This window comes from Thioclava sp. NS-SX20, from assembly GCF_057380695.1.
This window is the reverse complement of record NZ_CM170816.1, coordinates 2552993-2576882: the sequence shown is the minus strand read 5'-3', so window position 1 is coordinate 2576882 and position 23890 is coordinate 2552993. Positions and strand designations below refer to the sequence as shown.

The 23890-nt window shown below is 59.0% G+C and carries 20 protein-coding genes and 1 tRNA gene; 6 read left to right on the top strand and 15 right to left on the bottom strand.

Features of this window, described 5'->3' with window-relative positions; all coding sequences use genetic code 11:
* Positions 1–85 precede the first annotated feature (85 nt).
* A complete protein-coding gene (locus tag AC2ISB_RS12670) occupies positions 86–973 on the top strand; it encodes a ribokinase (protein WP_339108598.1) in 888 nt (295 codons plus the stop codon).
* Here the strand turns inward: AC2ISB_RS12670 and phoB are convergent.
* The 11 genes from phoB to tsaD form a co-directional block, all read right to left on the bottom strand.
* Positions 958–1650 (bottom strand): phosphate regulon transcriptional regulator PhoB, encoded by a 693-nt coding sequence (gene phoB / locus AC2ISB_RS12665; RefSeq protein WP_339108597.1) that lies wholly within the window; start codon positions 1648–1650, stop codon positions 958–960. The two genes, AC2ISB_RS12670 and phoB, sit on opposite strands and share 16 nt — an antisense overlap.
* Before the next feature lies 1 nt (position 1651).
* On the bottom strand, positions 1652–2365 hold the full coding sequence (gene phoU, locus AC2ISB_RS12660; protein ID WP_339108596.1) for a phosphate signaling complex protein PhoU: 714 nt from the start codon (positions 2363–2365) through the stop codon (positions 1652–1654).
* A gap of 27 nt (positions 2366–2392) precedes the next feature.
* Positions 2393–3190 (bottom strand): phosphate ABC transporter ATP-binding protein PstB, encoded by a 798-nt coding sequence (gene pstB, locus AC2ISB_RS12655; protein ID WP_339108595.1) that lies wholly within the window; start codon positions 3188–3190, stop codon positions 2393–2395.
* Between the two features lie 13 nt (positions 3191–3203).
* On the bottom strand, positions 3204–4547 hold the full coding sequence (pstA, locus tag AC2ISB_RS12650) for a phosphate ABC transporter permease PstA (RefSeq protein ID WP_486575297.1): 1344 nt from the start codon (positions 4545–4547) through the stop codon (positions 3204–3206).
* On the bottom strand, positions 4544–6004 hold the full coding sequence (pstC, locus tag AC2ISB_RS12645) for a phosphate ABC transporter permease subunit PstC (RefSeq protein WP_486575296.1): 1461 nt from the start codon (positions 6002–6004) through the stop codon (positions 4544–4546). The genes pstA and pstC overlap by 4 nt, the downstream gene beginning before the upstream one ends.
* A gap of 102 nt (positions 6005–6106) precedes the next feature.
* Positions 6107–7147 carry a substrate-binding domain-containing protein gene (locus tag AC2ISB_RS12640; RefSeq protein WP_339108592.1) on the bottom strand — a complete coding sequence of 347 codons (1041 nt, stop codon included), beginning with the start codon at positions 7145–7147 and terminating at the stop codon, positions 6107–6109.
* Positions 7148–7284: 137 nt separating this feature from the next.
* On the bottom strand, positions 7285–7980 hold the full coding sequence (locus tag AC2ISB_RS12635) for a CbiX/SirB N-terminal domain-containing protein (protein ID WP_486575294.1): 696 nt from the start codon (positions 7978–7980) through the stop codon (positions 7285–7287).
* Positions 7981–8250: 270 nt separating this feature from the next.
* Positions 8251–8673, bottom strand: a complete 423-nt coding sequence (locus AC2ISB_RS12630) for an EVE domain-containing protein (RefSeq protein ID WP_339108590.1) — start codon at positions 8671–8673, stop codon at positions 8251–8253.
* Positions 8673–8939: a YciI family protein gene (locus AC2ISB_RS12625; RefSeq protein WP_339108589.1), complete on the bottom strand. Its 267-nt coding sequence runs from the start codon at positions 8937–8939 to the stop codon at positions 8673–8675. The genes AC2ISB_RS12630 and AC2ISB_RS12625 overlap by 1 nt, the downstream gene beginning before the upstream one ends.
* Complete coding sequence (locus AC2ISB_RS12620) at positions 8940–9893, bottom strand: NAD(P)H-dependent glycerol-3-phosphate dehydrogenase (RefSeq protein WP_339108588.1); 954 nt, start codon at positions 9891–9893, stop codon at positions 8940–8942. It lies immediately after the preceding gene.
* Positions 9890–10984: a tRNA (adenosine(37)-N6)-threonylcarbamoyltransferase complex transferase subunit TsaD gene (gene tsaD, locus AC2ISB_RS12615; protein WP_406735828.1), complete on the bottom strand. Its 1095-nt coding sequence runs from the start codon at positions 10982–10984 to the stop codon at positions 9890–9892. The genes AC2ISB_RS12620 and tsaD overlap by 4 nt, the downstream gene beginning before the upstream one ends.
* Positions 10985–11080: 96 nt before the next feature.
* Between tsaD and AC2ISB_RS12610 the strand changes: the two genes are divergently transcribed.
* The 5 genes from AC2ISB_RS12610 to AC2ISB_RS12590 all read left to right on the top strand — a co-directional run bounded on the left by AC2ISB_RS12610 (position 11081) and on the right by AC2ISB_RS12590 (position 16512).
* Positions 11081–11794, top strand: a complete 714-nt coding sequence (locus AC2ISB_RS12610) for a uroporphyrinogen-III synthase (RefSeq protein ID WP_486575291.1) — start codon at positions 11081–11083, stop codon at positions 11792–11794.
* Positions 11795–11861: 67 nt separating this feature from the next.
* A complete protein-coding gene (locus tag AC2ISB_RS12605; protein ID WP_486575289.1) occupies positions 11862–13091 on the top strand; it encodes a COG4223 family protein in 1230 nt (409 codons plus the stop codon).
* Positions 13092–13103: 12 nt separating this feature from the next.
* Complete coding sequence (locus tag AC2ISB_RS12600) at positions 13104–14660, top strand: heme biosynthesis protein HemY (RefSeq protein WP_406735831.1); 1557 nt, start codon at positions 13104–13106, stop codon at positions 14658–14660.
* Between the two features lie 179 nt (positions 14661–14839).
* Positions 14840–14915: transfer RNA gene (locus AC2ISB_RS12595), tRNA-Thr, on the top strand.
* A 466-nt stretch (positions 14916–15381) separates the two neighbouring features.
* Positions 15382–16512 (top strand): DUF3800 domain-containing protein, encoded by a 1131-nt coding sequence (locus tag AC2ISB_RS12590; RefSeq protein WP_486575287.1) that lies wholly within the window; start codon positions 15382–15384, stop codon positions 16510–16512.
* A gap of 222 nt (positions 16513–16734) precedes the next feature.
* On the opposite strand, the gene AC2ISB_RS12585 is transcribed toward AC2ISB_RS12590, so the two are convergent.
* The 4 genes from AC2ISB_RS12585 to AC2ISB_RS12570 form a co-directional block, all read right to left on the bottom strand.
* Positions 16735–17613 carry a DUF3037 domain-containing protein gene (locus AC2ISB_RS12585; RefSeq protein ID WP_486575285.1) on the bottom strand — a complete coding sequence of 293 codons (879 nt, stop codon included), beginning with the start codon at positions 17611–17613 and terminating at the stop codon, positions 16735–16737.
* Positions 17610–18383 carry a HipA family kinase gene (locus AC2ISB_RS12580; protein ID WP_486575283.1) on the bottom strand — a complete coding sequence of 258 codons (774 nt, stop codon included), beginning with the start codon at positions 18381–18383 and terminating at the stop codon, positions 17610–17612. Before AC2ISB_RS12580 ends, AC2ISB_RS12585 begins: the two co-directional genes overlap by 4 nt.
* A gap of 754 nt (positions 18384–19137) precedes the next feature.
* A complete protein-coding gene (locus tag AC2ISB_RS12575) occupies positions 19138–20874 on the bottom strand; it encodes a UvrD-helicase domain-containing protein (protein WP_486575282.1) in 1737 nt (578 codons plus the stop codon).
* Positions 20867–22987 (bottom strand): ATP-dependent nuclease, encoded by a 2121-nt coding sequence (locus AC2ISB_RS12570; RefSeq protein WP_486575280.1) that lies wholly within the window; start codon positions 22985–22987, stop codon positions 20867–20869. Before AC2ISB_RS12570 ends, AC2ISB_RS12575 begins: the two co-directional genes overlap by 8 nt.
* Between the last annotated feature and the right edge of the window lie 903 nt (positions 22988–23890).

Here is a 23890-nt window from a genome sequence, read left to right as displayed (position 1 = left end):
CAAGGGGGAAACCCTTTGCCGGACCTTGTTCTTTCCGACTGCAAAAGAGTAGCCTTCCAAGGGGCTGGCATCTTTCGGGGGCTTTATGAAAATCTTCAATCTTGGCTCGATCAATGCGGATTTTTTCTACCGCTTGCCGCATCTGCCACAACCGGGCGAGACATTGGCATCCGTTGGATATGACCGCGGTCTGGGGGGGAAAGGGGCCAACCAATCGGTTGCCTGTGCCCGTGCGGGGGCACAGATCCGCCATATCGGGGCCATCGGGGCGGAAGGGCGCTGGATGGTCGAACGGATGGAGGAGGCCGGTGTCGATTGCTCGCAGGTGGTCATCGTGCGTGAGGCTTCGGGTCATGCGATCATCTATGTCGATCAGGCGGGCGAGAATTCGATCGTGCTTCATCCCGGAGCCAACCGCACCATTCCCGAAACCGCGCTGGACGAGGCATTGGATCAGGCCGAGGACGGCGATCTGATGATCTTGCAGAACGAGACGGGCCTGCAGGTCGAGGCGGCGCAACTGGCTGCCGAGCGGGGGCTGTTCGTGATCTATTCCGCCGCCCCCTTTGACGAGGCGGCTGTGCGTGCCGTGCTGCCCTATGTCTCGCTGCTGATCGTGAACGAGGGCGAGGCGCGTGCCCTTTGCGCCAGTTTCGGGCTCAGCTTACAGGAGTTGCCCGTGAAACAGATCGTGGTGACCAAGGGCGCGCAGGGGGCTACGTGGCACAATCTGGAAACCGGCGGGCTGATCGTGATGCCGGCCTTTCCCGTGACACCGGTCGATACGACGGGGGCAGGCGATACATTCGCGGGCTATCTGGCAGCGGCGCTGGCCGAAGGATGCACGCGGGAACGGGCGATGCGTCTGGCTTCGGCGGCCTCTGCGCTCAAGGTCACACGGGCGGGAACAGCCGATGCCATTCCGACCCGTGCCGATGTCGAGGATTTTCTGGACAATCAGCCCAAGCTGTAACCGGTGCCGCGCACCGTGCGCACGGGATCATTGCCGCCATGGGCCATCAACGCCTTGCGCAACCGGCCCACATGCACGTCGATGGTGCGGGTATCGACATAGATGTCGCGGCCCCAGACGCGGTCAAGAAGCTGGTCGCGGGTCCACACACGGCCCGGCTTTTCCATTAAGGTTGATAGCAGGCGGAATTCGGTCGGACCCAGTTTCAGTGGCTGGCCATCGCGGAAGACACGGTGCTCGGCGCTATCAAGGATGATATCCTCGAAATTCAGCCGCTCGCCCATCGTGGCGGGGCGGGTGCGACGCAACTGGGTGCGCAGCCGCGCCATCAGTTCAACTACCGAATAGGGTTTGACGACATAATCATCGGCCCCCGTCTCCAGCCCGCGCACGCGGTCGGTTTCTTCCGAGCGCGCGGAGAGCATGATGATCGGGATGTGCCGTGTGTCGCCCGAGGCTTTCACGCGGCGGCAGATCTCGATGCCCGAGACATTGGGCAGCATCCAGTCCAGCACCATCAGGTCGGGCTTCTCTTCCTTGACCATCAACAGCGCCTCTTCGCCATTGACCGCCATCACAACGCGAAACCCTTCGGCTTCAAGGTTATACTGAAGAACTTCACGCTGGGCCGATTCGTCCTCGACCACCAGAACACAGGGCTGTTGTGCCGGGGACATGTTACTTCTCCGTCGTATCCATCGGAATCACGCTCGATTGCTTCGGGCGTTCTTCATCGGGGGTCTCGCCGGTGACGAGATAGATCACCTGCTCGGCGATCGAGGTCGCATGGTCGCCCATCCGTTCGATATTCTTCGCGATGAAATGCAGGTGCATGCAGCCGGTGATATTGCGCGGATCTTCCATCATATAGGTCAGGAACTCGCGGAACAGCGCGTTATACATCTGGTCCACTTCCACATCACGGTCGCGCACATCGCGGGCCAGTTGCGGGTCGCGCTGGATATAGGCATCCAGCACATCCTTGAGCATGCCCTCGACCGCCTGCGCCATACGGCGGATCGCCTTCGACGACCCGTCAACGGCCGGCACATCCATCAGGATCTGGGTCCGCTTGGCGATATTCTTGGCGTAGTCACCCGCACGTTCAAGGCTGGCCGCGATCTTGATCACCGACAGCGTCAGACGCAGATCGCGCGACACAGGCGCCCGCAGCGCGATGATGCGGGCCGCTTCCTCGTTGATCTGCTCTTCAAGCGCGTCGATGGCCTTATCCTGCGCGCGCACGCGTTGGGCCAGCTCTTCATCGCGGCTTTCAAGGGCTTCGGCAGCATCAAGGATCTGCTGTTCAACCATGCCGCCCATCTTCACGACAAGCGCCTGAACGGCCTCCAGGTCACGGTCGAAAGCGGAAGAAATATGTTCTTGGCTCATTTATTATCCTTCTCTTCCTGTCGTCCCTTAGCCGATCCGGCCAGTGATATAGGCCTCGGTGCGCGGGTCTTTGGGGTTGGTGAAAATATCGCCCGTCTCGCCATATTCCACGAGGTTCCCAAGGTGGAAGAAGGCGGTACGCTGCGACACGCGGGCCGCCTGCTGCATCGAGTGCGTCACGATCACCACCGAGAACTGCGTGCGGAGTTCATCGATCAGTTCTTCGACCTGACCGGTGGCAATCGGGTCCAGCGCCGAGCAGGGCTCGTCCATCAGCAGAACCTCGGGCGAGGTCGCCACGGCGCGCGCGATGCACAGACGCTGCTGCTGGCCACCCGAAAGGCCGGTGCCGGGGGCCTGAAGGCGGTCCTTCACCTCGTTCCAGATGGCGGCACCGCGCAGGGCGCGTTCCACGATCTCGTCCAGATCGGCCTTGTTCTTGGCCAGACCGTGGATACGCGGGCCATAGGCCACATTGTCATAGATCGACTTGGGGAAGGGGTTGGGCTTCTGGAACACCATCCCCACCTTGGCGCGCAGCTGCACGGGGTCCACGCGCTTGTCGTAGATGTCCTCGCCGTCCAGCAGGATCTCGCCCTTGACCTTACAGATGTCGATCGTGTCATTCATCCGGTTCAACGTGCGCAGGAAGGTCGATTTCCCGCAGCCCGACGGCCCGATAAAGGCGGTGACGGTCTTGTCGAGGATATCGACATCGACATCCTTGATGGCGTGAGTGTCACCGTAATAGACCTGCACCTTACGGGCTTGGATTTTCATATCCTTGGCGTCCACTTTTCTCTCCGTCAGTCTCATGTCGTTCATGATGGTGGGTCCCTTACCAGCGGCGCTCGAATTTGCGGCGCAGGATGATTGCAATGATGTTCATCGTCAGCAGGAACACCAGGAGGATAATGATGCCCCCCCATGCCCGTTCATAATAGGCGGGGTCGGCGCGTTTTGCCCATTCATAGATCTGTGCGGGCATCGCGGAGTTGGGCGAGAGGAACCCCGCGATGATGCCATCCGGCGGGTTGGAGGCGATATAGCCGATCATCCCGATCAGCAGGAGCGGCGCGGTCTCGCCCAGAGCCTGCGCAAGGCCGATGATCGTGCCGGTCAGAATGCCGGGCATGGCCAGCGGCAGCACATGGTGGAAGACCGATTGCATCTTCGACGCGCCAATCCCCAGCGCCGCGTCACGGATCGAGGGCGGCACGGCCTTGAGCGAGGCGCGGGTCGAGATGATGATCGTCGGCAGGGTCATCAGCGTCAGCACCAGACCACCGACCAGCGGCGCCGATTGCGGCAGATGCATGAACTGGATGAAGACCGCAAGGCCAAGGATACCGAAGACGATCGACGGAACGGCAGCGAGGTTCGAGATATTCACCTCGATCAGGTCAGTCCATTTGTTCTGCGGCGCGAATTCTTCCAGATAGATCGAGGCTGCCACCCCGATGGGCAGCGACAGGAACAGCACCACCAGCATCATGAACAGCGAGCCGATCATCGAGGTGCCGATACCGGCCTGCTCGGCGCGGCTTTCAGAGGCATCCGATCCGGTGATGAAGTCCCAGTTGAACTGTTTCTTCACGATACCGGCCTCGACCAGCGCATCGGTCAGATCCAGCTGCGCCACGGTGATGTTTTTATCCAAAGCGATCTCGTCGCGATGCACACGGCCTTTCAGGTAGCCATCCACGCGCGACGAGGCGAGCACCTTGAAGGTCAGCGTCTGGCCGATCAGCGAGGGGTCATTGATCACGTCCTGACGCACCACATTGGCGGCAGAAGCCGAGATCAGGTTCTTCATATCCTTGGCTTTGGTCAGCGCGGTATCGATGCCTGCTTTCTGGACCGTATCCAGAAGCGCGTTCTCGATCAGCGGGCCATAGCCGAAGGTCGAGACCTTGGCGATATCGGCAGGGTCGCGGTTGCCCTTCTTGTCCAGTTTCGCGGGGTCCAGATAGACCGGCACATTGATGAATGTCTGCTGGAAGGCCGAGACGCCATTGGTCAGGATGGTAAACAGAAGGACCACCAGAAAGACCAGACCCAGAGCGATGGCCCCGATCCCCATCGCACGGAAGCGTTTTTCCTGCGCGTTGCGTTTGCGGGTGCGGGCGTCGGGGTGGTGGATCGAGCGGCGCTCGGGGGTGTTTGCAGCGGCGTCGGTCATTCGTATTGCTCCCGATACTTGCGCACGATGTAGAGCGCGACAATGTTCAGCGCGAGGGTCATGACGAAAAGCGTCATCCCCAGAGAGAAGGCCACCAGAGCCTCGGGCGAGGCGAAATCGGCGTCGCCGGTCAGCTGGCTGACGATCTTGGCGGTCACGGTGGTCATTGCCTCGAAGGGGTTCATGCTGAGGCGGGCAGCAGCACCGGCCCCCAGAACCACGATCATCGTCTCGCCGATGGCGCGCGAGGCGGCCAGCAGGATCGCCCCGATGATGCCCGGAAGGGCGGCGGGGAAGACCACCTGTTTGATGGTTTCGGATTTGGTGGCACCAAGCCCGTAAGAGCCGTCGCGCAGCGATTGCGGCACGGCATTGATGATGTCATCGGACAGCGAGGAGACGAAGGGGATCAGCATGATGCCCATCACCAGACCCGCGGTCATCACCGAGCTTGCCGCCCCCATCCAGTCCAGCCCGTCGCGGCCAAAGACCGTCTGTAGGGCAGGGCCCACGGTCAGCAGCGCGAAGAGGCCGTAAACGATGGTCGGGATACCGGCGAGCACTTCCAGCAGCGGCTTGGCAATCGCGCGCACCGGCTTGGACGCATATTCCGACAGGTAGATCGCGGCGAAAAGGCCGATCGGCACGGCCACGGCCAGCGCGATGAAGCTGATGTAAAGCGTGCCCCAGAGAAGCGGCAGGATGCCCAGTTGCGAGCCACCCCCGAAGGAGGGCGTCCAGTTGGTGCCTAAGAAGAAATCCGTCGCCGGATAGAGGCGGAAGAAATGCACCGTGTTGAAGATCAGCGACAGCACGATCCCGATGGTAGTCAGAATGGCGATGGACGCCGCCAAAATCAGCAGCGTCTTGATGCCGCGCTCCACGATATTGCGGGCGCGCAGGTCTTTATGGGTGGCTTTCAGCGTCAGCAGGAAGAACCCGATGGCCACGCCCAGCACCACGACCATGCGGATCATATTGCCGGTGGCGGTGAGGCTACGATAGTGCTGTGCGGCCTTCAGTGTGGGGGCATCGACCTGCGAGCCAAGCGCCACACCCAGACCTGCCATCTTCGCGCGCAGAGTGTCGCCTGCTTGCAGATGGGCGGCTTCCGAGGCGGTCATGGCCCCTTTGGCAACCGCGATATCCAGCCCCTCGGCCAGACGTGTCACATCCGACATCATCAGGCTGATATTGCCATGTTCCTCAACCGTGGCCGCGGGGATGGCCGCGGTGACCTGCATATTGACCACGAAGGGCTGCGCGATCAGCCAGACGGCCAGCACCAGAAGGGCAGGCACAAGCGTCATCATCGCGACGTTGCTGCCATAATAACTCGGGAGCGAATGGAGAATGCGGCTGTCGCCCCCCGCAGAGGACAGGGCACGGGAAAGGCCCAGCACGAAGCCAAGGGCCGCGAGCACCAGCACGATAACCAAAAGCCAGATAGCAGGCATGTCAGCTCCGATCGATTGAGTATGCCAAGGTGAAAGGCGGAGAAACAAAGAAGAGGGCGGCACAGGATCTGCCGCCCCCCCGAATAAGCCGGGTAGGGCAGATTACATGCCCGATCCCATGGTTTTCTCGTCAGCAACGTCCTGTTGGGTTGTTGCCAGTTCCGGATCGGAGACCAGACCGTATTGTGCCAGCGGGCCATCGGGGCCTGCGATCTCGTCGGAGACGAAGAATTCCGCGTATTCTTTCAGTCCGGGGATCACGCCGATATGCGCCTTCTTGATGTAGAAGTAGAGCGGACGCGACACCGGATAGTCACCCGAGGCGATGGTTTCGGTCGAGGGTTCGACGCCGCCCATCGTGGCCACTTTCAGCTTGTCGGTGTTGTTCTCGTAGAAGGCCAGACCGAAGACGCCGACGCCATCGGGGTTCGAGGCGATGCGGGCGAGGGTTTCGGTGTAATCCCCGTCGATATCGACCGATTTGCCATCGGTGCGCACCGACATACAGGCCTTTTCGGCGTCTTTCTCGTCCATGCCACCCGAGACCATTGCGTCCAGCGCGCCGGAATCCTTGCAGCCCTGAACGAGGACTTTCTCTTCGAACACTTCACGGGTGCCGTGTTTGGTGCCCGGGATATAGGCCGCGATCTCGACATCCGGCAGATCGGCGTTGAAATCCGACCATTTGGCATAGCTGTTATCGACCAGCTTGCCGTCTTTCAGGACTTTGGCGCCAAGCGCGTTATAGAGGTCTGCCGGTTGGAAGGCGGTAAATTCGGGGCCGGTTTTCTGGCTGGCGAAGACGATCCCGTCATAGCCGATGCGGACCTGAATGATGTCATTCACGCCATTGGCGTGGCAGGTCTCGATCTCTTTGTCCTTGATGGCGCGCGAGGCGTTCGCGATGTCGATGGTGTTTTCACCGACCCCTTCGCAGAAGCGCTTCAGACCCGAGGAAGAGCCACCCGATTCAACGACCGGAGTGGGGAAATCGAAGTTTTCGCCGAAAGCTTCCGCCACGATCGAGGCGTAAGGCAGAACGGTGGACGAGCCTGCGACTTGGATATTGTCACGCGCAAAGGCACCTGCCGTGGAGGCAACGGTGATGGCAAGGGCGGATGCCGTCAGCTTAACAGTGTTCATGGTTCTCTCCCAGAAGATCTTAAACGGGCCCCTATGGGCTCGCTGCTTGTGCTAGAGGGCGGCTGTGACGCTTATGCGAACATTGTGTAACGCTTATATGACAAACGGCCGTTCTCGGGAAAAACCCCAGGAAAAAGTTAATTTGCGATATAGCGCGTGATGGCGCGTGCAATCAGCGCGGGTATCGCCGCATGCTCGCCAATCGGTGCCAGAAGCGGGCCGGTAAAGCCTGCCAGACGCAGCGCATGGGGAATGTCACCTTCGACATGACCGGCGCGCAATGCGAAGAAAGGCAGGCACAGGCCCTGACGGCTTGTTCTGGCGACGGTCTCGATAAAGGGGGCTTCTTCGATCAGCCCCACGCGCACCCGCCAGAACGGTCCCGCGGCCTGTAGTTTCTGCGCCATCGCATAGGCGCTGTCTTTCGAGCGACGGGCAATCTTGGAGCCGTGCGCACAAAGGATCAGATCCGTTTCGGCAGGCTCCAGACCGGCATCCTTGGCGGCCTGCAGGCTGTCTTGCAGAATCAGCGCCTCCAACGCCGGATCAATACCGAACGGGTCCATATGCGCAGCGCTTCGGCCCATCTTTTCCAGCCGGCGTGGAATTTCGCGTTTGGTAAACCAGCCTTCCGCCATGAAAAACGGATAGATCACCGGATTTTCGCAATCCTCCAGCGCGCTTTCCAGCGCACCCTGTTTGGCCAGCGTGGCGGCTTTGACAGGGATATCGGGGCAAAACGACTGCACCTTGGCCGCAAGAGCGTCCAGCGCGGCTTGCTTTGGCTCCGGATCCGAGGGGGAGCCGTGGGCGACGATGATGACGGTGTTCATGATGTGATGATAGCAGGCCTTCGGGGTCCGGCAATCTTTCTCGAGAATGGCCGGATTGGCAAGCGCAACCGTATGTGTTCCATTAACACACTGTAAATACTCTATTTTTAAGCGATTATCTTTTGCTTTGCGGCAAAACTTGGCTTATACCCATAGATACCGGCCAGGAAGGCCAGAACCAAATAGAGTTTCACGTGTGGTGCGTAGGGGTGCACGTGGGGTGGTGAGGGTTCTGGTAGGGGTGCCGGAACCCTCATTTTTATGTCCGGCTCAGTTCGGGTCGGTTTCGGCCATCGCGCAGACGATGCGCCATTCCTCTTCCGTTACCGGCTGTACCGAAAGCCGCATCGATGTCACGAGGGCCATCTCTGCCAGCCGTGGCTCCGCTTTCACATCGGCCAGCGTCACGGGCAGCTTGACCGGACGCACCGCGCGGATATGCACGCAATCCCAGCGCGGATCATCGGTGGTGCTGTCTGGGGCGCTTTCGGCGCAGACCTCGCAGATCCCCACCACTTCCTTGCCGATATTGGAATGGTAGAACAGCCCGCGATCGCCGATCTTCATCTCGCGCATATTGTTGCGCGCCAGATAGTTACGCACGCCGTCCCATTCCTCGCCCGCCTCTCCTTTGGCAACGAGCTGGTCCCAGGAAAACTTGTTGGGCTCGGATTTGAACAGCCAGTAACGCATCAGATGACCTTCTTCCATTCCATGACAGAGACGCTTTCGAAGAGACCCGCCTTGGCATAGGGATCATTTGCGGCCCAATCCTGTGCGGCGGCAAGGCTGTCGGTTTCAAGCACGACCAAAGACCCGCACATCGCGCCATTCTCGAGGAAGGGGCCTGCCTGTGCCACGATACCCGTTTCCTTGAGATAGGCCAGATGCGCCTCGCGCGTGTCCAGACGGGTTTGCAGGTGGTCGGGCTTGTCGCGGCAGATTACGGCGTAGAACATTCATTCCTCCTTCAAAGGGCGCGAAAGCAGCGCCAGAGTGGCTTGCGCCACGGTCATTCGGTTGTCGCAAAGTGCGGCGATCATCACTGCGATCGGCATCTCGATTCCGCCATGTTCGGCCATACGCGCAACCGCATGGGCAGTGGCCACACCCTCTACGGTCACAGTCTGGTCTATGGTCTCGCCTGCGCCAAGCGCGAAGCCGTGGCGGAAATTGCGTGACTGGCTGGAGGTGCAGGTGAGCACCAGATCACCAAAGCCCGCCAGCCCCGACAGTGTTTCGGGGCGTGCACCACGGGCCACGGCCAGCCGGTTCATTTCCGCGAAACCGCGGGTCATCAGGGCAGCGCGGGCGGAATCTCCCATGCCTGCGCCCATCACGACGCCCGCGCCGATGGCAATCACGTTCTTCAGGGCACCGCCCAGTTCGGCCCCGATGGTATCGGCGCTGCGATACAGGCGCAGGCTGGGAGTGGAGAGTTCGGCCTGAAGCGCCTCGGCCCCATCCGCGCAGGCCAGCGTCAGCGCGGTCGGCAAGCCACGCCCGATATCGGCGGCAAAGCTCGGGCCAGTCAGGATGGCGGCGCGCGCCTGCGGTACAAGGGCGGCCATCAGCGCCGTCGGTCCCTTGCCGGTTTCAAGATCGATTCCCTTGGAGCAACTGACAAGCGTCTTGCCTTTCAGAAGCTGGGCATGTTCGGCCAGAAAGGCAGCGGTCCGTTGCATGGGAAGCGCCAGAAGGATGGTCTGCGCCCGACAGGCGGCATCCAGATCTGCGGTGATGGTGATGGCATCGGGCAGGCTGGCCCCCGGCAGGCGTTTGGCATTCTCGCGGGTCTCACGCATCGCGCGGACCTGCTCGCCATCACGCGACCATAGCGTGACGGGACCGTTTTGCGACAGGCTGATCGCCAGTGCGGTGCCGAAAGCCCCTGATCCCAGAACCGAAATCACGCCTTTGCCCCTTTCTTGCCCGACCCCAGCAAGGGGGCCGCTTTGCGGTCCAGCGGCCAGCGCGGGCGCGCGACCAGATCCATGCCATCGCGATGCCCCAGCCGGAAACGTTCCAGGCCTGCCCATGCAATCATCGCGGCGTTATCGGTGCAAAGCCGCAGGGGGGGAGCCACAAATGTTGCGCCAAATTCGGTTGCCACGCTTTCGAGCCCCGCGCGGATGGCACGGTTTGCGGCCACCCCGCCAGCCACGGCAAAACCGGGGGCGCTGGGCGCGAGGTCCATATATTCGGTCAGGGCACGCCGCGATTTCTTGACCAGAACATCGGTCACGGCGGCTTGGAAGCTGGCGCAGATATCGCGGCGAATGGCGCGCGGCAGGCCGCCATGCTGGGCCACGACCTCGTCACGGGTGCGCAAAAGCGCGGTCTTGAGCCCCGAAAAAGACATATCGCATCCCGGACGGTCCAGAAGCGGGCGCGGAAAGGCATAGGCTTTGGGATTGCCGCCCTCGGCCTCGGTCTCGACATTGGGGCCACCGGGTTGGGGCAGGGCCAGAAGTTTGGCGGTTTTGTCAAAGGCCTCGCCCGGTGCATCGTCAATCGTGCCGCCCAGACGGGTGAATTCCTCGGGGCCGTGGGCGATCAGGAACTGGCAATGCCCGCCCGAGACCAGCAGCATCAGATAGGGAAAGGCCATGCCATCGGTCAGGCGCGGGGTCAGCGCATGGCCCGCCAGATGGTTGACCCCCACCAGGGGCAGTCCCGTTCCGGCGGCAATTCCTTTGGCGCACATCACGCCCGACATCACGCCGCCAATCAGGCCGGGGCCTGCCGTGACCGCGATCCCATCCAGATCCGTCAGCCCGAGCTGCGCCTGCTCCAGCGCCTGTTCGACACAAAGATCGAGCTTTTCGGCATGGGCGCGGGCTGCAATTTCGGGGACAACGCCGCCAAAGGCTGCATGCAACTCGGTCTGGCCCGAAACGATGCTGGCCAGAATCTGTGTGCCGTCATCGCCGTGACGCACGATGGCAGCGGCCGTGTCATCGCAGCTGGATTCGATACCAAGAAAAGTCAGGGTCCGGGCCATGGTGCCTCGATTGCGTATGGGTCAGGCTGCAGGTAACACTGCTTGGGGCATGAGACAATCCCGCGCTCACGGCCCTTTGCCCCGAACAGGATGCCGATGGACCCGTTTCCGACCCTTTTGCTGACCCGTCCCGCCGAAGCGAATGCGCGGTTTCTGGCCGCGTTGCGGGCTGCGGGCGTGACCCTGCCCGCGCTGTGTTCGCCCCTGATCGAAATCGAGCCGTTTCCCCCCGCAAACTGTCCGGAGGGCGATCTGGTCTTTACCTCGCAGCAGGCGGTTGCGCCTTTTGCGGCGGCTTTTCCCCGGATGCAGGGACGGCGGGCATGGTGCGTGGGGGCACGCACGGCCGAGGTGGCGCGGCAGGCCGGATATGCGGTGCGCGTCGGTGCGGGGCAGGCCAAGGCGCTTGAACAACAGATTCTGGCCGAAGGCGGTGCGGGGCCGTTTGTCCATGTCTGTGGCGATCATCTGGCCCATGATCTGGTGGGCGGGCTTCTGGCGGCGGGGCGGCAGGCCTTTGCGCTTCAGGTCTATCGACAGATGCCGCAGCGTCCGACAAGGCAGGCGCTTGCACTTCTTTCGGGAGAAACCCCTGTTTTGGTGCCGGTTTTTTCACCGCGTACGGCACAGATCTTTACGAAATATTTGCCGGAAAACCATGCCCCCCTATACCTTGGCGCAATCAGCACTACTGTAGCTCGGCAGCTTGCAGCTGTGGCAAACGCCCATATCGAGGTTTCACGGGAAACAAGTTCGGCTGCGATGGTCGAGCTTCTCAAGCGTTTGGCATGTCGGAGCGTTGCGACTTGAAGAGAGGTTGATCCGGGGGCTAGAGTGGCCACGGTTCAATACAGCGGATTGCTTAGGAGGAATTGCCGTGGCTGCACCCGAGGATAAGAAATCGGAAAAACCTGATGCAGCGAAGGATGAAAGCGTTACGCCCGAATCCGTCCCGGCCGTTCCGGAGCCTCTCTCTGACACCCTGACCGCGCAAAAGCTTGCCGATACCGCACCGGAGGCGGAAGAGGTGGAGACGGATGATCCGCTGGAAGGCCGCAACGAGGGGCTAGCGGAAGAAACGGCCTTTGGCAGCGATGATATCGTCGCCGCAGAGCAGGTCGAGGCCGAACAGAAAGAGGCCGAACAGAAAGAGGATGCGCCGGAGGCCGGAGATACCGCCCCCGTGGAGGCGGCGCCTCTTGTAGAGCCCGAGACGCCAGAGCCTGCGGTCAAACCTGCGGTCGCGCCGGTTGCTTCGCATACGGTTGTCGAAAAGCGGGGTGGTTTCGGGGCGCTACTGGCAGGCGGCGTTGTGGCGGCGGTCATCGGGGCTGCTGCCGCGATCTGGGCATTGCCGCAGCTTCCGCAAGATATTCAGGCAAGGATTTTCCCGCCGCAACCGGCCTTTGACAGCTCTGCGCTGGAAGGATCCGTAGCCGATCTGTCGTCGCAGGTCAGCGCGTTGCAGCAAAGCGTTTCGGCGCTACAGGACAATATGGCGGCAATGGGCCAGTCTCAGGGGCAATCTGGGGGGGGCGATATCTCCGGCCTGCAAGAGCAGATCACTGCGCTGCAGTCCAAACTTGAAGGGGTGACCGGACCCAATGCGGCGGCCGCCGAAGAGGCAGAGCGCCGTGCCCGTGCCCGCGCGGCCATCGCGCAAATCCGCGCCGCGCTCCTCAATGGCACCCCGATTGCCGAACCCGTGGCACAGGCGCGCGATGCAAAGCTTGATGTGCCGGAGGCGCTAGGGATCGAACCCCAAAGCACCAAGGCACTACAGGAGGCCTTCCCCGCGCCTGCACGGAGCGCACTGGATGCGGCCCGTCGCGCGGATGCCGGAGATAATCTGGGCGCCCGCATAGAGACGTTCCTTCTGACGCAGACAGGGGCGCGTTCCGTGGCCCCGCAAGAGGGCAGCGGGCCGGATGCCGTGCTGTCGCGTGCGCAGGCCGCTGTCGATGCGGGGGACTTCAAAACCGCCATTACCGAAATTTCTGCCCTTCCGCAGGTGTCGCAGGACATTCTGTCGGGGTGGGTTGCTCAGGCACAGAAACGTGTCGCCGCTGAGGAGGCAGTCGCTTCGCTTGCCTCGCAGGTCCAATAAGGAGGGACGGCCATGCTTTGGTCTTTCATCAAAATCGCTGTCTTTCTGATTGCGGTCACCGGTGTCACTTATGGCGCGATGACGCTGGCCAGTTCGGCGGATGGGGTGCAGGTCGTTCTGGCAGGGGTGGAATATAACCTCGGTCCGGTTCAGGCGATTATCGCCGCGCTCGTGCTGATCCTTGCCGTGTTCATTTTCTTGAAACTGGTGGGCTTTGTGGTCGCGCTTTTGCGGTTTCTCGTGGGTGACGAGACCGCGCTGACCCGCTATTTTGACCGTTCGCGCGAGCGTCGCGGTTACAAGGCGCTGGCCGATGGCATGATTTCTGTCGCATCGGGCGAGGGGCGTCTGGCCTATTCCCAGGCCAAGAAGGCGCAACGCCTGCTGGGCCGCCCCGAGCTGACCAATCTTCTGGTCGCGCAGGCGGCGGAAACCAAAGGGGACACCAAGAAAGCGACAGAAGCCTACAAGCTTTTGCTATCGGACCAGCGCACCCGTTTTATCGGTGTGCGGGGGTTGATGCGCCAGAAGCTGGCCGAGGGCGATACCGATACCGCGCTGGCGCTTGCGCAGAAAGCCTATGCCCTCAAACCGTCGCATGAGGAAACGCAGGATACGCTGCTCAAGCTCTCGACCGAGAAGGGCGAGTGGAGCGATGCGCGCAAGGTGATCAGCTATAAGCGGCATAGCGGTCTGCTGCCGAAAGATGTGGCCAAGCGCCGTGACGCGGTGCTGGCGCTGCAAGAGGCCAAAGGTATTCTCGACGAGGGGGCCAGCATCGAGGCCCGCGAAGCCGCGATTGCGGCCAATAAGTCCTCGCCCGATCTAATTCCGGCGGCGGCCCTGGCGGCCCGTTCCTATATCGAAAAGGGCAAGCCGAAGAATGCAGAGCGGGTGATCCGCAAGGCATGGGAGGCCCAGCCGCATCCGGATCTGGCATCTGCCTATGCAGCGATCCTGCCCGACGAGACCCCGCAGGCGCGCCTGAAGCGCTTCCAGAAGCTTTTGGTGCTGCGCCCCGATCACGAAGAGACCCGTCTTTTGCGGGCCGAGCTGAATATCGCAGCGGAAAACTTCCCCGAGGCGCGTCGGGCGCTGGGCAATCTGGCCGACACCCATCCCACCTCGCGCGTGCTGGCCATTATGGCTGCGGTAGAGCGTGGCGAAGGCTCGGATGACGCGGTCGTTCGTGGCTGGCTGGCCAAGGCGCTGACTGCGCCGCGTGGCCCGCAATGGTGCTGTGACGCTTGCCAGAATATCCAAAGCGAGTGGACACCGGTCTGCGATAATTGCGGTGGATTCGATACGCTTAGCTGGCGCGAGCCGCCGAAATCGGACCAGCCCCTGCCGCATGGGGCAGAGATGCTGCCGTTGATCGTGGGGGCTCCGGCCGTGATGACCGAAAGCGAGGCAGAGCGGAATGCCGAAGAGGCGGGGATCGAGGTTGAAGAGGCCGAGATCGTGACCGGGGCGACCGAAGAGCCTCCTGCGGACGAAAACAGCACGGGGTCGGACCCCTTGATGTCTGCCGGAACCGGAGAAGATCAAAAGAAATCCGCTTTGGGATAAAATAGGGGCTACACATCCCCGGCGCGGCATGCTAATTGCCGCGCCACACCGTACAGGTGTAGCTTGGCTGGCAGAGCACATCATTCGTGATAAAAGGGTTCGCCCGTGAATGAAGGAAGTGCAACGCCAGTTACTTGCAGGCGGCCTAAGTCACAAATAGGGCCGTGTAAAAGAAGGATGCCGCTGTAGCTCAGCTGGTAGAGCACGTCATTCGTAATGATGGGGTCGGGGGTTCGAGTCCCTTCAGCGGCACCATCCTTCTTTTTGTAGTTGGACCATAAGAGTGCAGATTTGGAGCATAAAGCTACCAAACCGCAGTCAATATGGGAAATCCGACACAGTTAGGTGTCTTAGTCGACACACCACCCCAAAACATCAATGCAGGTTAGCCGGTAGTTCTCTGAAACGCCTCGTAGAACTATCAGCGACTTAATACGTAGGCCTGTGCAGAGGCACCTCAGGTGGAAGCCTTTTGTGGGCCGAATTCACCCCATGCGAAAAGCCTCCAAACCGATAGTTCGCTGCAAAAAGGGCGGAAAGCTGCAGTTCGCGGCGCGTGCTAGCGCAACTTTGCCACGCCACCGAAGCGGACATTCCGCAAGGATCATCCCGTCGAGCCGTGCGTGATCTACACAGAGGGTGCAATGCGGCCTTAGCTGTCGGGGCATTGACGGTGAAAGATGCTCCGGCACATAGTGTGTTCGGTCCGCCGGGGGAAATTATGTATTATTATGTCGATGAAAGCGGAAACACAGGGTTGCATCTATTCGACCCTGCCCAACCACTGCTCTATTATGGGGTTCTCGGAGCCCGCGCGAATCTGGACGTGATTTCCGCTCCACTATTGCGGACGCTTAGAAAAGAGCTTGGCGTGAAGCGAATTCACGCCAATGAGCTTGGCGTTGCAAAGTTGACGACAATAGCTGAGCGGATCGAGAAATTTAGCAAGAAGAACGACCTTCGGTTTTCGATTTTCACGGTCGACAAGAGAGACCATGCAATCATTAGCTATTTCGACCAGGTCTTCGATGCAGGCTTGAATGACGCAGTCGCGTGGAAACATTATTGGACTCCACTGCGTTACCCCTTGCTGTTCAACGTTGCGCACCTTTTCGATGAGGACATCGCCAAAGCTGCGTGGAAGGCGAGGCTGGAGAAAAACCCTGCACGCTGCGCTAAGATGCTCCAAGATGTCCACGGGCGGCTACTAGCCAACATCGACAGACTGCCTGACGCCCGTTCTCGGGAACTCATTGATGGTGCTATCCGCTGGGCAGGTGCAAATCCCGACGAGATAAGCTACGGCGTGGGCAACTACGACACCTCGTTGCAGATCTCTCCAAATCTGGTCGGCTTCCAATCGGTGCTTTACGGAATCGGTACGCAGGCAACGGCCATGGGGCAGAAGGTGCATAAGATTACTGTCGACCGTCAGACTGAGTTTAATAAAGCACAAGCCGAGTTGGCAGAAATTTACCAGAAGCTCCGCGGCCATAACTCTAGTCTCGGACCTGGCATGCCCGAGTATGATTATTCGAAGCTCCCGGAAATTCCACCTGAATACAAACCTGGCGATGAAAGTGCTGGGCTCGAGCTTGTCGATGTTACGCTCTGGACCGCGAAGAGGATGCGTGAGGGCAAGCCCGTGTCAAATGAGTTGAGAAGCTTATTCTTTCGGCAAACGCGGCGCGGTCATACCGATGAGGTATCGCTTGCTGCGCTCGATCGCCGCTGGCGGTTCCTGGCCGACCTGCCGCTGCCAGGACCAGAGAATCCAATATCGCCGGATCTCGAAACCGCTATAAATGATATGGAACTCAAGCGCCGAGAGGCGGTAGCGTCCCTCAAATAAAGCGAAACTTGCGATATCTGCTAACTGCGCCTGAAATGGTAGAGACGTTTTCCAGATCGACCTCCGTGCCCGCCGCAGCATCATGCCAAGCAGCTGCACGGTGGGACGGGACTTAAATGGGCACTCTTGATCTCGTGTAGAAACGGACCTTAGCAAAATTCTTGGCAGGGAGGCTCCTGAGCATGGCTTAGCAATGAAGTGCAAGACTTGCAGCGAGACGGGTCAGTGCCCCTGCATTTGACCTTCTATAATATCGGCAAAGTCGCTCGAATTTTCTTCAGTTACAACGTTTCTGGCTCCGGTGATCTTCTCCAAATATTTCTTGGCCCTATCGAACGAATCTTCAAGATTAGGTTTGCAGGGATGCCCAAGTACAAAATGAGATTGCACGCTGCCTTGGCTGTAGCTCTTCACCGCTTGTGCGTAACCTGCCCACCTAGCAGCCTTTGATCCAATTTGTTCCTCATCTTTAAGGTCAAAGGAAAGGGGCTGAATGACGTGAAGTGCTCCGTTCCTATATCCCGCGTGAAACTTCACAGGACCTAGATCTGTGGTAACGGTCTTGTCCACTTCAATAAAGCGATCCAACTTGCGTTCTGATAATTTGGAGCTGAAAGTTGACCAGACTTGGCTATCACTGCGGTTCGCATCATTCTTAGGCTTGTCATAAGAAGTGACGAAACGATGGAAAAGCTGATCAAGCTTCTCTGAGGGCGAACTGCAAACCCCAACTCCACCAGCCTCCCATCGGTAGCTAGTATCCATGTCGGGAGACAGCAGTTGAGCTATCCGCAATGCGCCATATTCGCTCTGATCGATTGAAGGTAGTGAATTGAGGCTTGGGAGCAGACTTGGCTGCTTGAAATCTGTGCGCAGAAATATCTTAATGCTCCGCGCAATCTGATTAAGGTCCTCTGTGAAAGACGCCTTTTCAATATTTGGGTAGGACTGCAGGATGCGACCGTCCCAGCTTCGAGTTTCAAGCTGAAGAAAGTTAGCTGCCTCGCTATACAGTAGCACGCCGATATTGAGGCGTTCCTTAAGCCATGGGTTATGTTCGTACTGCAGGAGGCAGTAGTCGAACTTGAACTTACGTTTCACAGTAGCACCTCCTTCGCTCGAGTTGAGAATCCATCCGCGTTGTCGCGCGCGTCTAGCAGATAGTCCACGATCTTGCACGCGCATTCATCCCCCCACGCAGGAGGCACTATGGTAACATAGTCTTCGATAACATTGTCTGACAGCCCTGCCAGGTTCGTCGTGAAGTCGTCTATCATCTCCTCGGTCACATCTTTAAGGCCACTGAGCAGCACGTGCTGCATGTTTCCGGGGAAGTGGTTGACGATACCTCCATGCTGCCAGGGGAATGCCCCAGCATTGTAGTCCGAACCACCGTGGCAGCGCTGAAAGCTGTGTCCGAAGTCTATCACCTTGAAATCGTGGCCCAGGGCTAGAAGGTTCGTGTTCCCAACGCCCCTGTCCGAGTTCTCAACGATGGTATCGAACAAGTAGAGCTGGGTCGCTTGGCGAAGCTGCCCCTTATGGACGATGTTGGTGGGTGCCCATCTTCTGTTCGCGCCAAAGGCTACTGAGCCGAACGCGATGCCGCCGGTTGCGTCGAACGCTGCTCGGAGTGCGTCGCCCTCCTCGTCACGCGGAAGAGCAGCCAGGAAATCTTGATCGACGCACACGAGACAAGGCGTGGCTGCGGGTAGGCCGAGATCTAGTGCGAACTGATTTGCGACCAATTCGCCCACAAGGTGGTCAAAGACAAGGTCTTCGTGAAAGTCCTTGTATTTGACATAGACCTCCTTCTCGCTTCCGTCTTCGCATTCGCACATGCATTTCATCGGATGCGACCTGCCGGTCACAGTCCTTCCGAGATATTCCGATGCGCTAACACTTAAGACCGTCAAGCGTAAACCCCATGCTCCTTCGCTCTAACTGTGCGATTAACGGGCGAAAGGCTGTTTGAGGCAAGGGGCCATGCACGCTTCTTTAAACTTCGAGGCATATAGGGCCTTGGTGCAACAGTAATGTTATGGATTTTCAGAAAATTCTAGAGCTGAGCCGCCTTGTCGCCCAGCTGTTCTGAGACATTCATCTCGGGGTTCCGAGGTAACAGCTCGGTTTTATCGCAGCACAAAGCTACGAATGACCTGCTTCGGAAACGCGAGTACCGATGGCCAGCCTGGTGAATGTCCGGAAAAGGGGAGCTGCGCCGCAGCGCGGCCAGCCAGGTGAACGCCGGCTGTGGGCCGATACTGTTGAAAAAGTCAGGCGGCGCCAAAATCGCGTCCTAAATGCGCCACCTGATGCGCCAAAAGACAATATGTAGTGCCGAAATTGGCCGTCATTGGAGTTTTTCAACAGCATCGGCCGATTGTGTTGAAAAAGTCATGCGCGCTTGGGATAGTCAGATTTTATGAAACGAATGTTCTATCGGTAGGGCGCAATTCCCTCTTTGACGGCGAAATCTGAATATTGACGGGAAGAAATTCTGCATCAAAACCTGCATCTGCAGATTAGAGGGACTTATTCAACAATATCGGCCGATTGCGGACATTCGCTTGAGAAAGCTAGCCGTTCTTGGCAGTCGTGTAGGCGATCAGATCTATTCCCAGACTAAAGCTGCCCACCGATATCGATCAATTCGTCCGTTCCGAAGAAATCGGTCAATGTTTCTAGACTCTCATCACTTAGTTTCTGAGTGAACAAGAGCGCCAGTCGCTCCTTAGGCCGCGAGCAAACAACATAGAAGAGATTGCGCGCGCGCTCAAAACCCGCGGCATTGGCCACTGCACTCGGATCGCGGGCAACGCGCAGATAGTTGTCAAAATTATAATCGTTCCAGCCGCGCCCGAACACACCAAGCACATTCTCGAACTGGTCGCCCTTCACGCCATGCTTGGTCTCGAACGGCGAAGTGCCGGCGTGATATCGGGCAAGTTCGGTGATCTCGGTGAAGGGCACGGCCTTGAGCTTTTCGATCTCGACCAGCCGGCGCGAGCGTTCCTCTCCTTCGGCAAGCGGTGCTGCGAGCAGGCGCTCGGTCTTGGCGACATCCTCTGGAAGCTCGGGCAGCCCAGTCCTAAGTAGATGGGCCATCATGTCGCCGATTGTCCCGTTTGTGCGAAGCTCAAGAATGCGCGCCATGGTCTGCGACCAGCGCTTCTTGTCGGCGGCACCATGTACCGGTGGCGCGCTGCGGCCGAGCGCTTCGAACATTGCGCCAAAACGACGTGCCTCAAACGCCTTCGCTGCGGGCTCGAGCTGATCCACAAACCATGCGATATGCGGATCGGCTTTCCGCGCAAAGGCGTCGTTGTAACGGAAGATACCGGGCAGGCTACCATAGCCGAGCTCATTGGCGAGCGCACGCTGAGTCAGCATCAATATCTTGGTATGCTTAGGCCCGAAATCCCAGCCCATCTCCTCGAGCGCTTCACGCGTCCGGACGAACGCCGCCCGCGCTTCATTAGCCGGCAGATCGCCTTGCCAATGGTTGCGGGTCTGGCGCTTTCCGGCCCAGCCATTGGTGTGAAAGATGCGGATCATCCCTGGCAAATCGGGGTCGCGCTCGATCTGGGGAAGTTCGGGGCGGATACGGTTGAGCCCATCTACAACAGGCTTGACCGAGCGAAAGTTGGCCCCCTTATCGATCCGTGCCAACGCCGGATGCTCGATCATCCCGACGCCGTCGCCGTAGATCTTTTGCCAATGGTCGCCGTAAAAGCCGAATTGAGGCGCGCCTTTTACACCGAAGAAATAGCGATCAAGCGCTGAGATCAGTGCGGCATCGGTGTCTTGGTACTCGTCGACGAGGATAATCGGGAAGCGGCTGGTCAAGACGGCGCGAAACTTGGCATTGTCGAGTAAATGAATCAGCACCGGAAAGATGTCATCATGGTGGAGGCTCAACTTGCCGTCCTCAATGACGCGGTGGCCGAGATCATAGTGGACTTCGAGCATGTTTGGCTCATCGACCTCCGCCAGTCGCTCAGACCACGCGTCGAGCCCAAGCACGGCTTCGCGGACCTGCCGCTTGAATTGGCGCATTAGCTCCCAGGCGAACGCGTGAGTAGTTTCGCAATAGACGACTGGATTGCTGTCTGTCCGCGTCAGGATCATGTCGCGCGCTACGCGCGTGAAGGTGATGCACGCAATCTGCTGCTTGCGGCGCATGAGCTCACGCGCCCGCTTCTCGATCAGATAGTCAAGCGTCTGCAGCAGAGAATAGGTCTTGCCGGCACCGGCACCGGCTTCAAACACGAAACTGTCGCCTGCATCGAGAGCGCCCTTCAACTTCTCCCAGCTCTTGGCCGCTGCTTCCTCTGCTGGATTGACGAGCGTGTCAGCCATGGCCGCCCCCTTCGACTTCGTCGGCGATCGCCAGCTCAGGCGCCAACGCCGCTGCCGCAATCAGCGCGAGATTGGGATCGGTATCTACGGGTGCAGGCGCGCCGGCTAACCATTCGAGCCCTTCTGACACATATCGTGGCGGGGACCATGCCTTCGCCCCCGTCGCGAGCCTTAGTGCGAAAGCGGATTTCTTGAGGTTTCCGACATAGTCGAACGCCCAGGCGGCCTTCTCATTATCGGTCGCACCCTTAATCGCAAACAGCGTGGGATTGGCGAAGATGAAGGCATCCTCGAAGGTCCGCCCGCAATTGGCGCCGGCGGCCTCGGGAATTTGATAGGCGATTCGGACATGACCTTTGACCTTATCAGAATCGGGCATGGCGATGAGTTCGGCAAGGGTCGGACGCTTATCGAACCAGCGTTTCAGTGTCGCGTTACTGGTCGTCACGCTCAAATATACGGGTCGCTTGACGAGCTTCGTGGTTTTTCCGGTCTTTTCGGGGCGAACCGCATCGAGATCTGTAACAATCAGCGACTTAAGCTCGAGGAATTCAAGCAAGGGTTGAAACATATAGGAATAGGCCCCGCCCACTTCCAGTAAGGTGATATACTGGGTGCGAATTTCCTGTCGAGCGTCAGCCTTGATCCGCTCGGCATCCAGTTTGCGCAGGATTTCGGGCACCAAAATTCGCTCAGTCGTGCCTTCAATCAGTATCGCTTTGTCCGCGAAAAACAGGTCGCAGCGCGTTAAGGTAAGATATTGCTGAAGAAACGCTTCGCTGTTGCTAGTCAGGCTGGACAAGCCCTTGCCAAGATCCTTGATCGTGGTGCAGCGGACACCAGCCGGCTTGTCCTTCGAGCTGGCGATGAAATAGCGGATCTTCGAAAAGGGCGTTTCGTTGGCTATGTGTGAGGAGTGGGTGGAGACCGCGAACTGGACTGGCCATAGCGCCGGATCGTCGCCTTGAAGCCGCTTGGCGATCTCGCCCAATTGCCGGATAAAGACTTCCTGCATCTGTGGGTGGAGATGTGCCTCCGGCTCTTCGATAAAGATCAGCTGGACAATCGGCGCTTGGGGATGGGCGCGGAAACGCCGATAAAAGCCGACAATCTGGAAAAGGATCATCAACAAATTGCGAGTGCCGAGGCCGTTATAGGACTCCGGAAGGTCAACATTGCTATAGCCCTTATAGCGGACCTTAGTGTTGTTCGAGAGCAGCCGCTGGACGTCGAGGCTGGTCTCGGTCTGTAGCTCCTGCCCTTCGAGCCCAGGAAAACCGAAACTCCGGATGGCCGGCATCAGCCGCTGCAACTGCTCCTTGAAATCAGTGTCGATCTTGAGTTGAATGTCGGCCACAGCACTCTCAAGGCTTTCAGCGATGTCGCGCTGATCGCCTTCGGCGGTCATAAGTGAAGCGCTGGCGAAAAGCCCTTCGAGGACACCAGCGAGCACATCACTCTCGCGGCTACCTTCGCCGTCCAGCCCACGTTGGGCGTTGATGAACTGGCAGTCGATCAGGCCGCGGACCGCGCTGCTTTCGACAATCTTAATGTTGGTAGGGTCGCCAGGATCCTCGGCGCGCCAATCGATTGCATAAAGTTGAGGTATTCTGAGTGCAAGGTCTTTGAACAATGCTAGGCGTTGACCGTCGTCCATCTGGCCATCGTCTTTCACGAAGTCCGCGTCGACATGTCCATCGAACAGGGCAGAGATGGCGCCACCTTTGAGCGCATAGCGACCGACAATCTGCGCGGTATTGGCCGCTTCGTCGAAGTCAATGATGAAGTCGCTGAGCGGCCCGAAATCGGGAGCAGTCGGATCATATTTGACTGTGACACGCATCTCAATCGTCGGGATAAGAGCGCGGACTTCTTCGTCTGGCTTACCTGCTTGATGCGCCGTTAGCGCCGCGCAGAAGCTGTCATAGCTGGCACTCGAAAAATCATGGAGCGCGAAGGAGGACCTGTCTCCTAGGAACTTTCGAATAACATCAGCGAGCGAGGTCTTTCCTGAATTGTTGCGCCCGACGATTACCGTCGTCGCCGCATCGAAGCCGAGTTCGACATTGTGCAATAACCGGAAATTCCGGACCGCGATACTTTCAATGTGCATTGCTGCCTCCACACTGGAGGATTTTCTGAATCCGCGTCACCAATGACATCCCCAATGTACTGCAACGTTCTCACAAACTGCCATGTGAATCTTAGACATCATGGCGCAAGGGCGCGTGTTAGCCAAGTCATTGGACGCACGGTTTAAGTCGAGGGGTATTGGTCAAAGCTGCTGTTGCTCACCTTGTCTTGGGCCGAGCGACAGCCATTGGAATCTTCCCTCAGAAGCATATCTTCAACTTCGGCGCAGAGCAGACACTCATGCTTTGCGCAGCGAAGGTCCGTGATTGCCCTGATGGACAAAAGGCAGCGTTCCTTGCTGCACGGCGTCTGAATGAGCGCTGTTCCAAAATCGCTGCAGGCGCCAAGCCGCACTGCCGCAAGTCAGCTTCCCGCCCGATTGTCGACAGGGCTTTACGCATGATTAACCACTCGCCGTTCTTCAGGCTTGCGGATGTTTTGTTCAGTGACGTAAAATCAACCTATCAGTTGAAGTGCCGCCATTTTTGACCTGTAGCTCGGTTTGCAACGCCACAATTCACTGGTGCCGAACGGCTTGTCCCGAAACTTTCCTCCCTGCTAGCCATGCCTTCTGCCAAAGATAATATGCGGATTGGCTGATCGACGGACCTGACAACGCACGGACTACTGACAAGATCTGCGTTCCGCGTTTTCCTTGGGTTAGCATTCGAGCAGCGGTCACCTGACGTTGAGGCGTCATCACTAACGGTCGTCCGGACGCGGATCTCGGGGACTTCCCGCTGCGCAACTCTTGCGTTGTTCGTTGTGACGTATTTTGCCGTTCCATCGCCGACAAGACCTGCAGCAACTCCGGTACGGCTTGCCCAAGTTTCAGGTCGCAAGCATCTCCTAGTTTTACGTCGATAGAAGCACCCGCTCGATG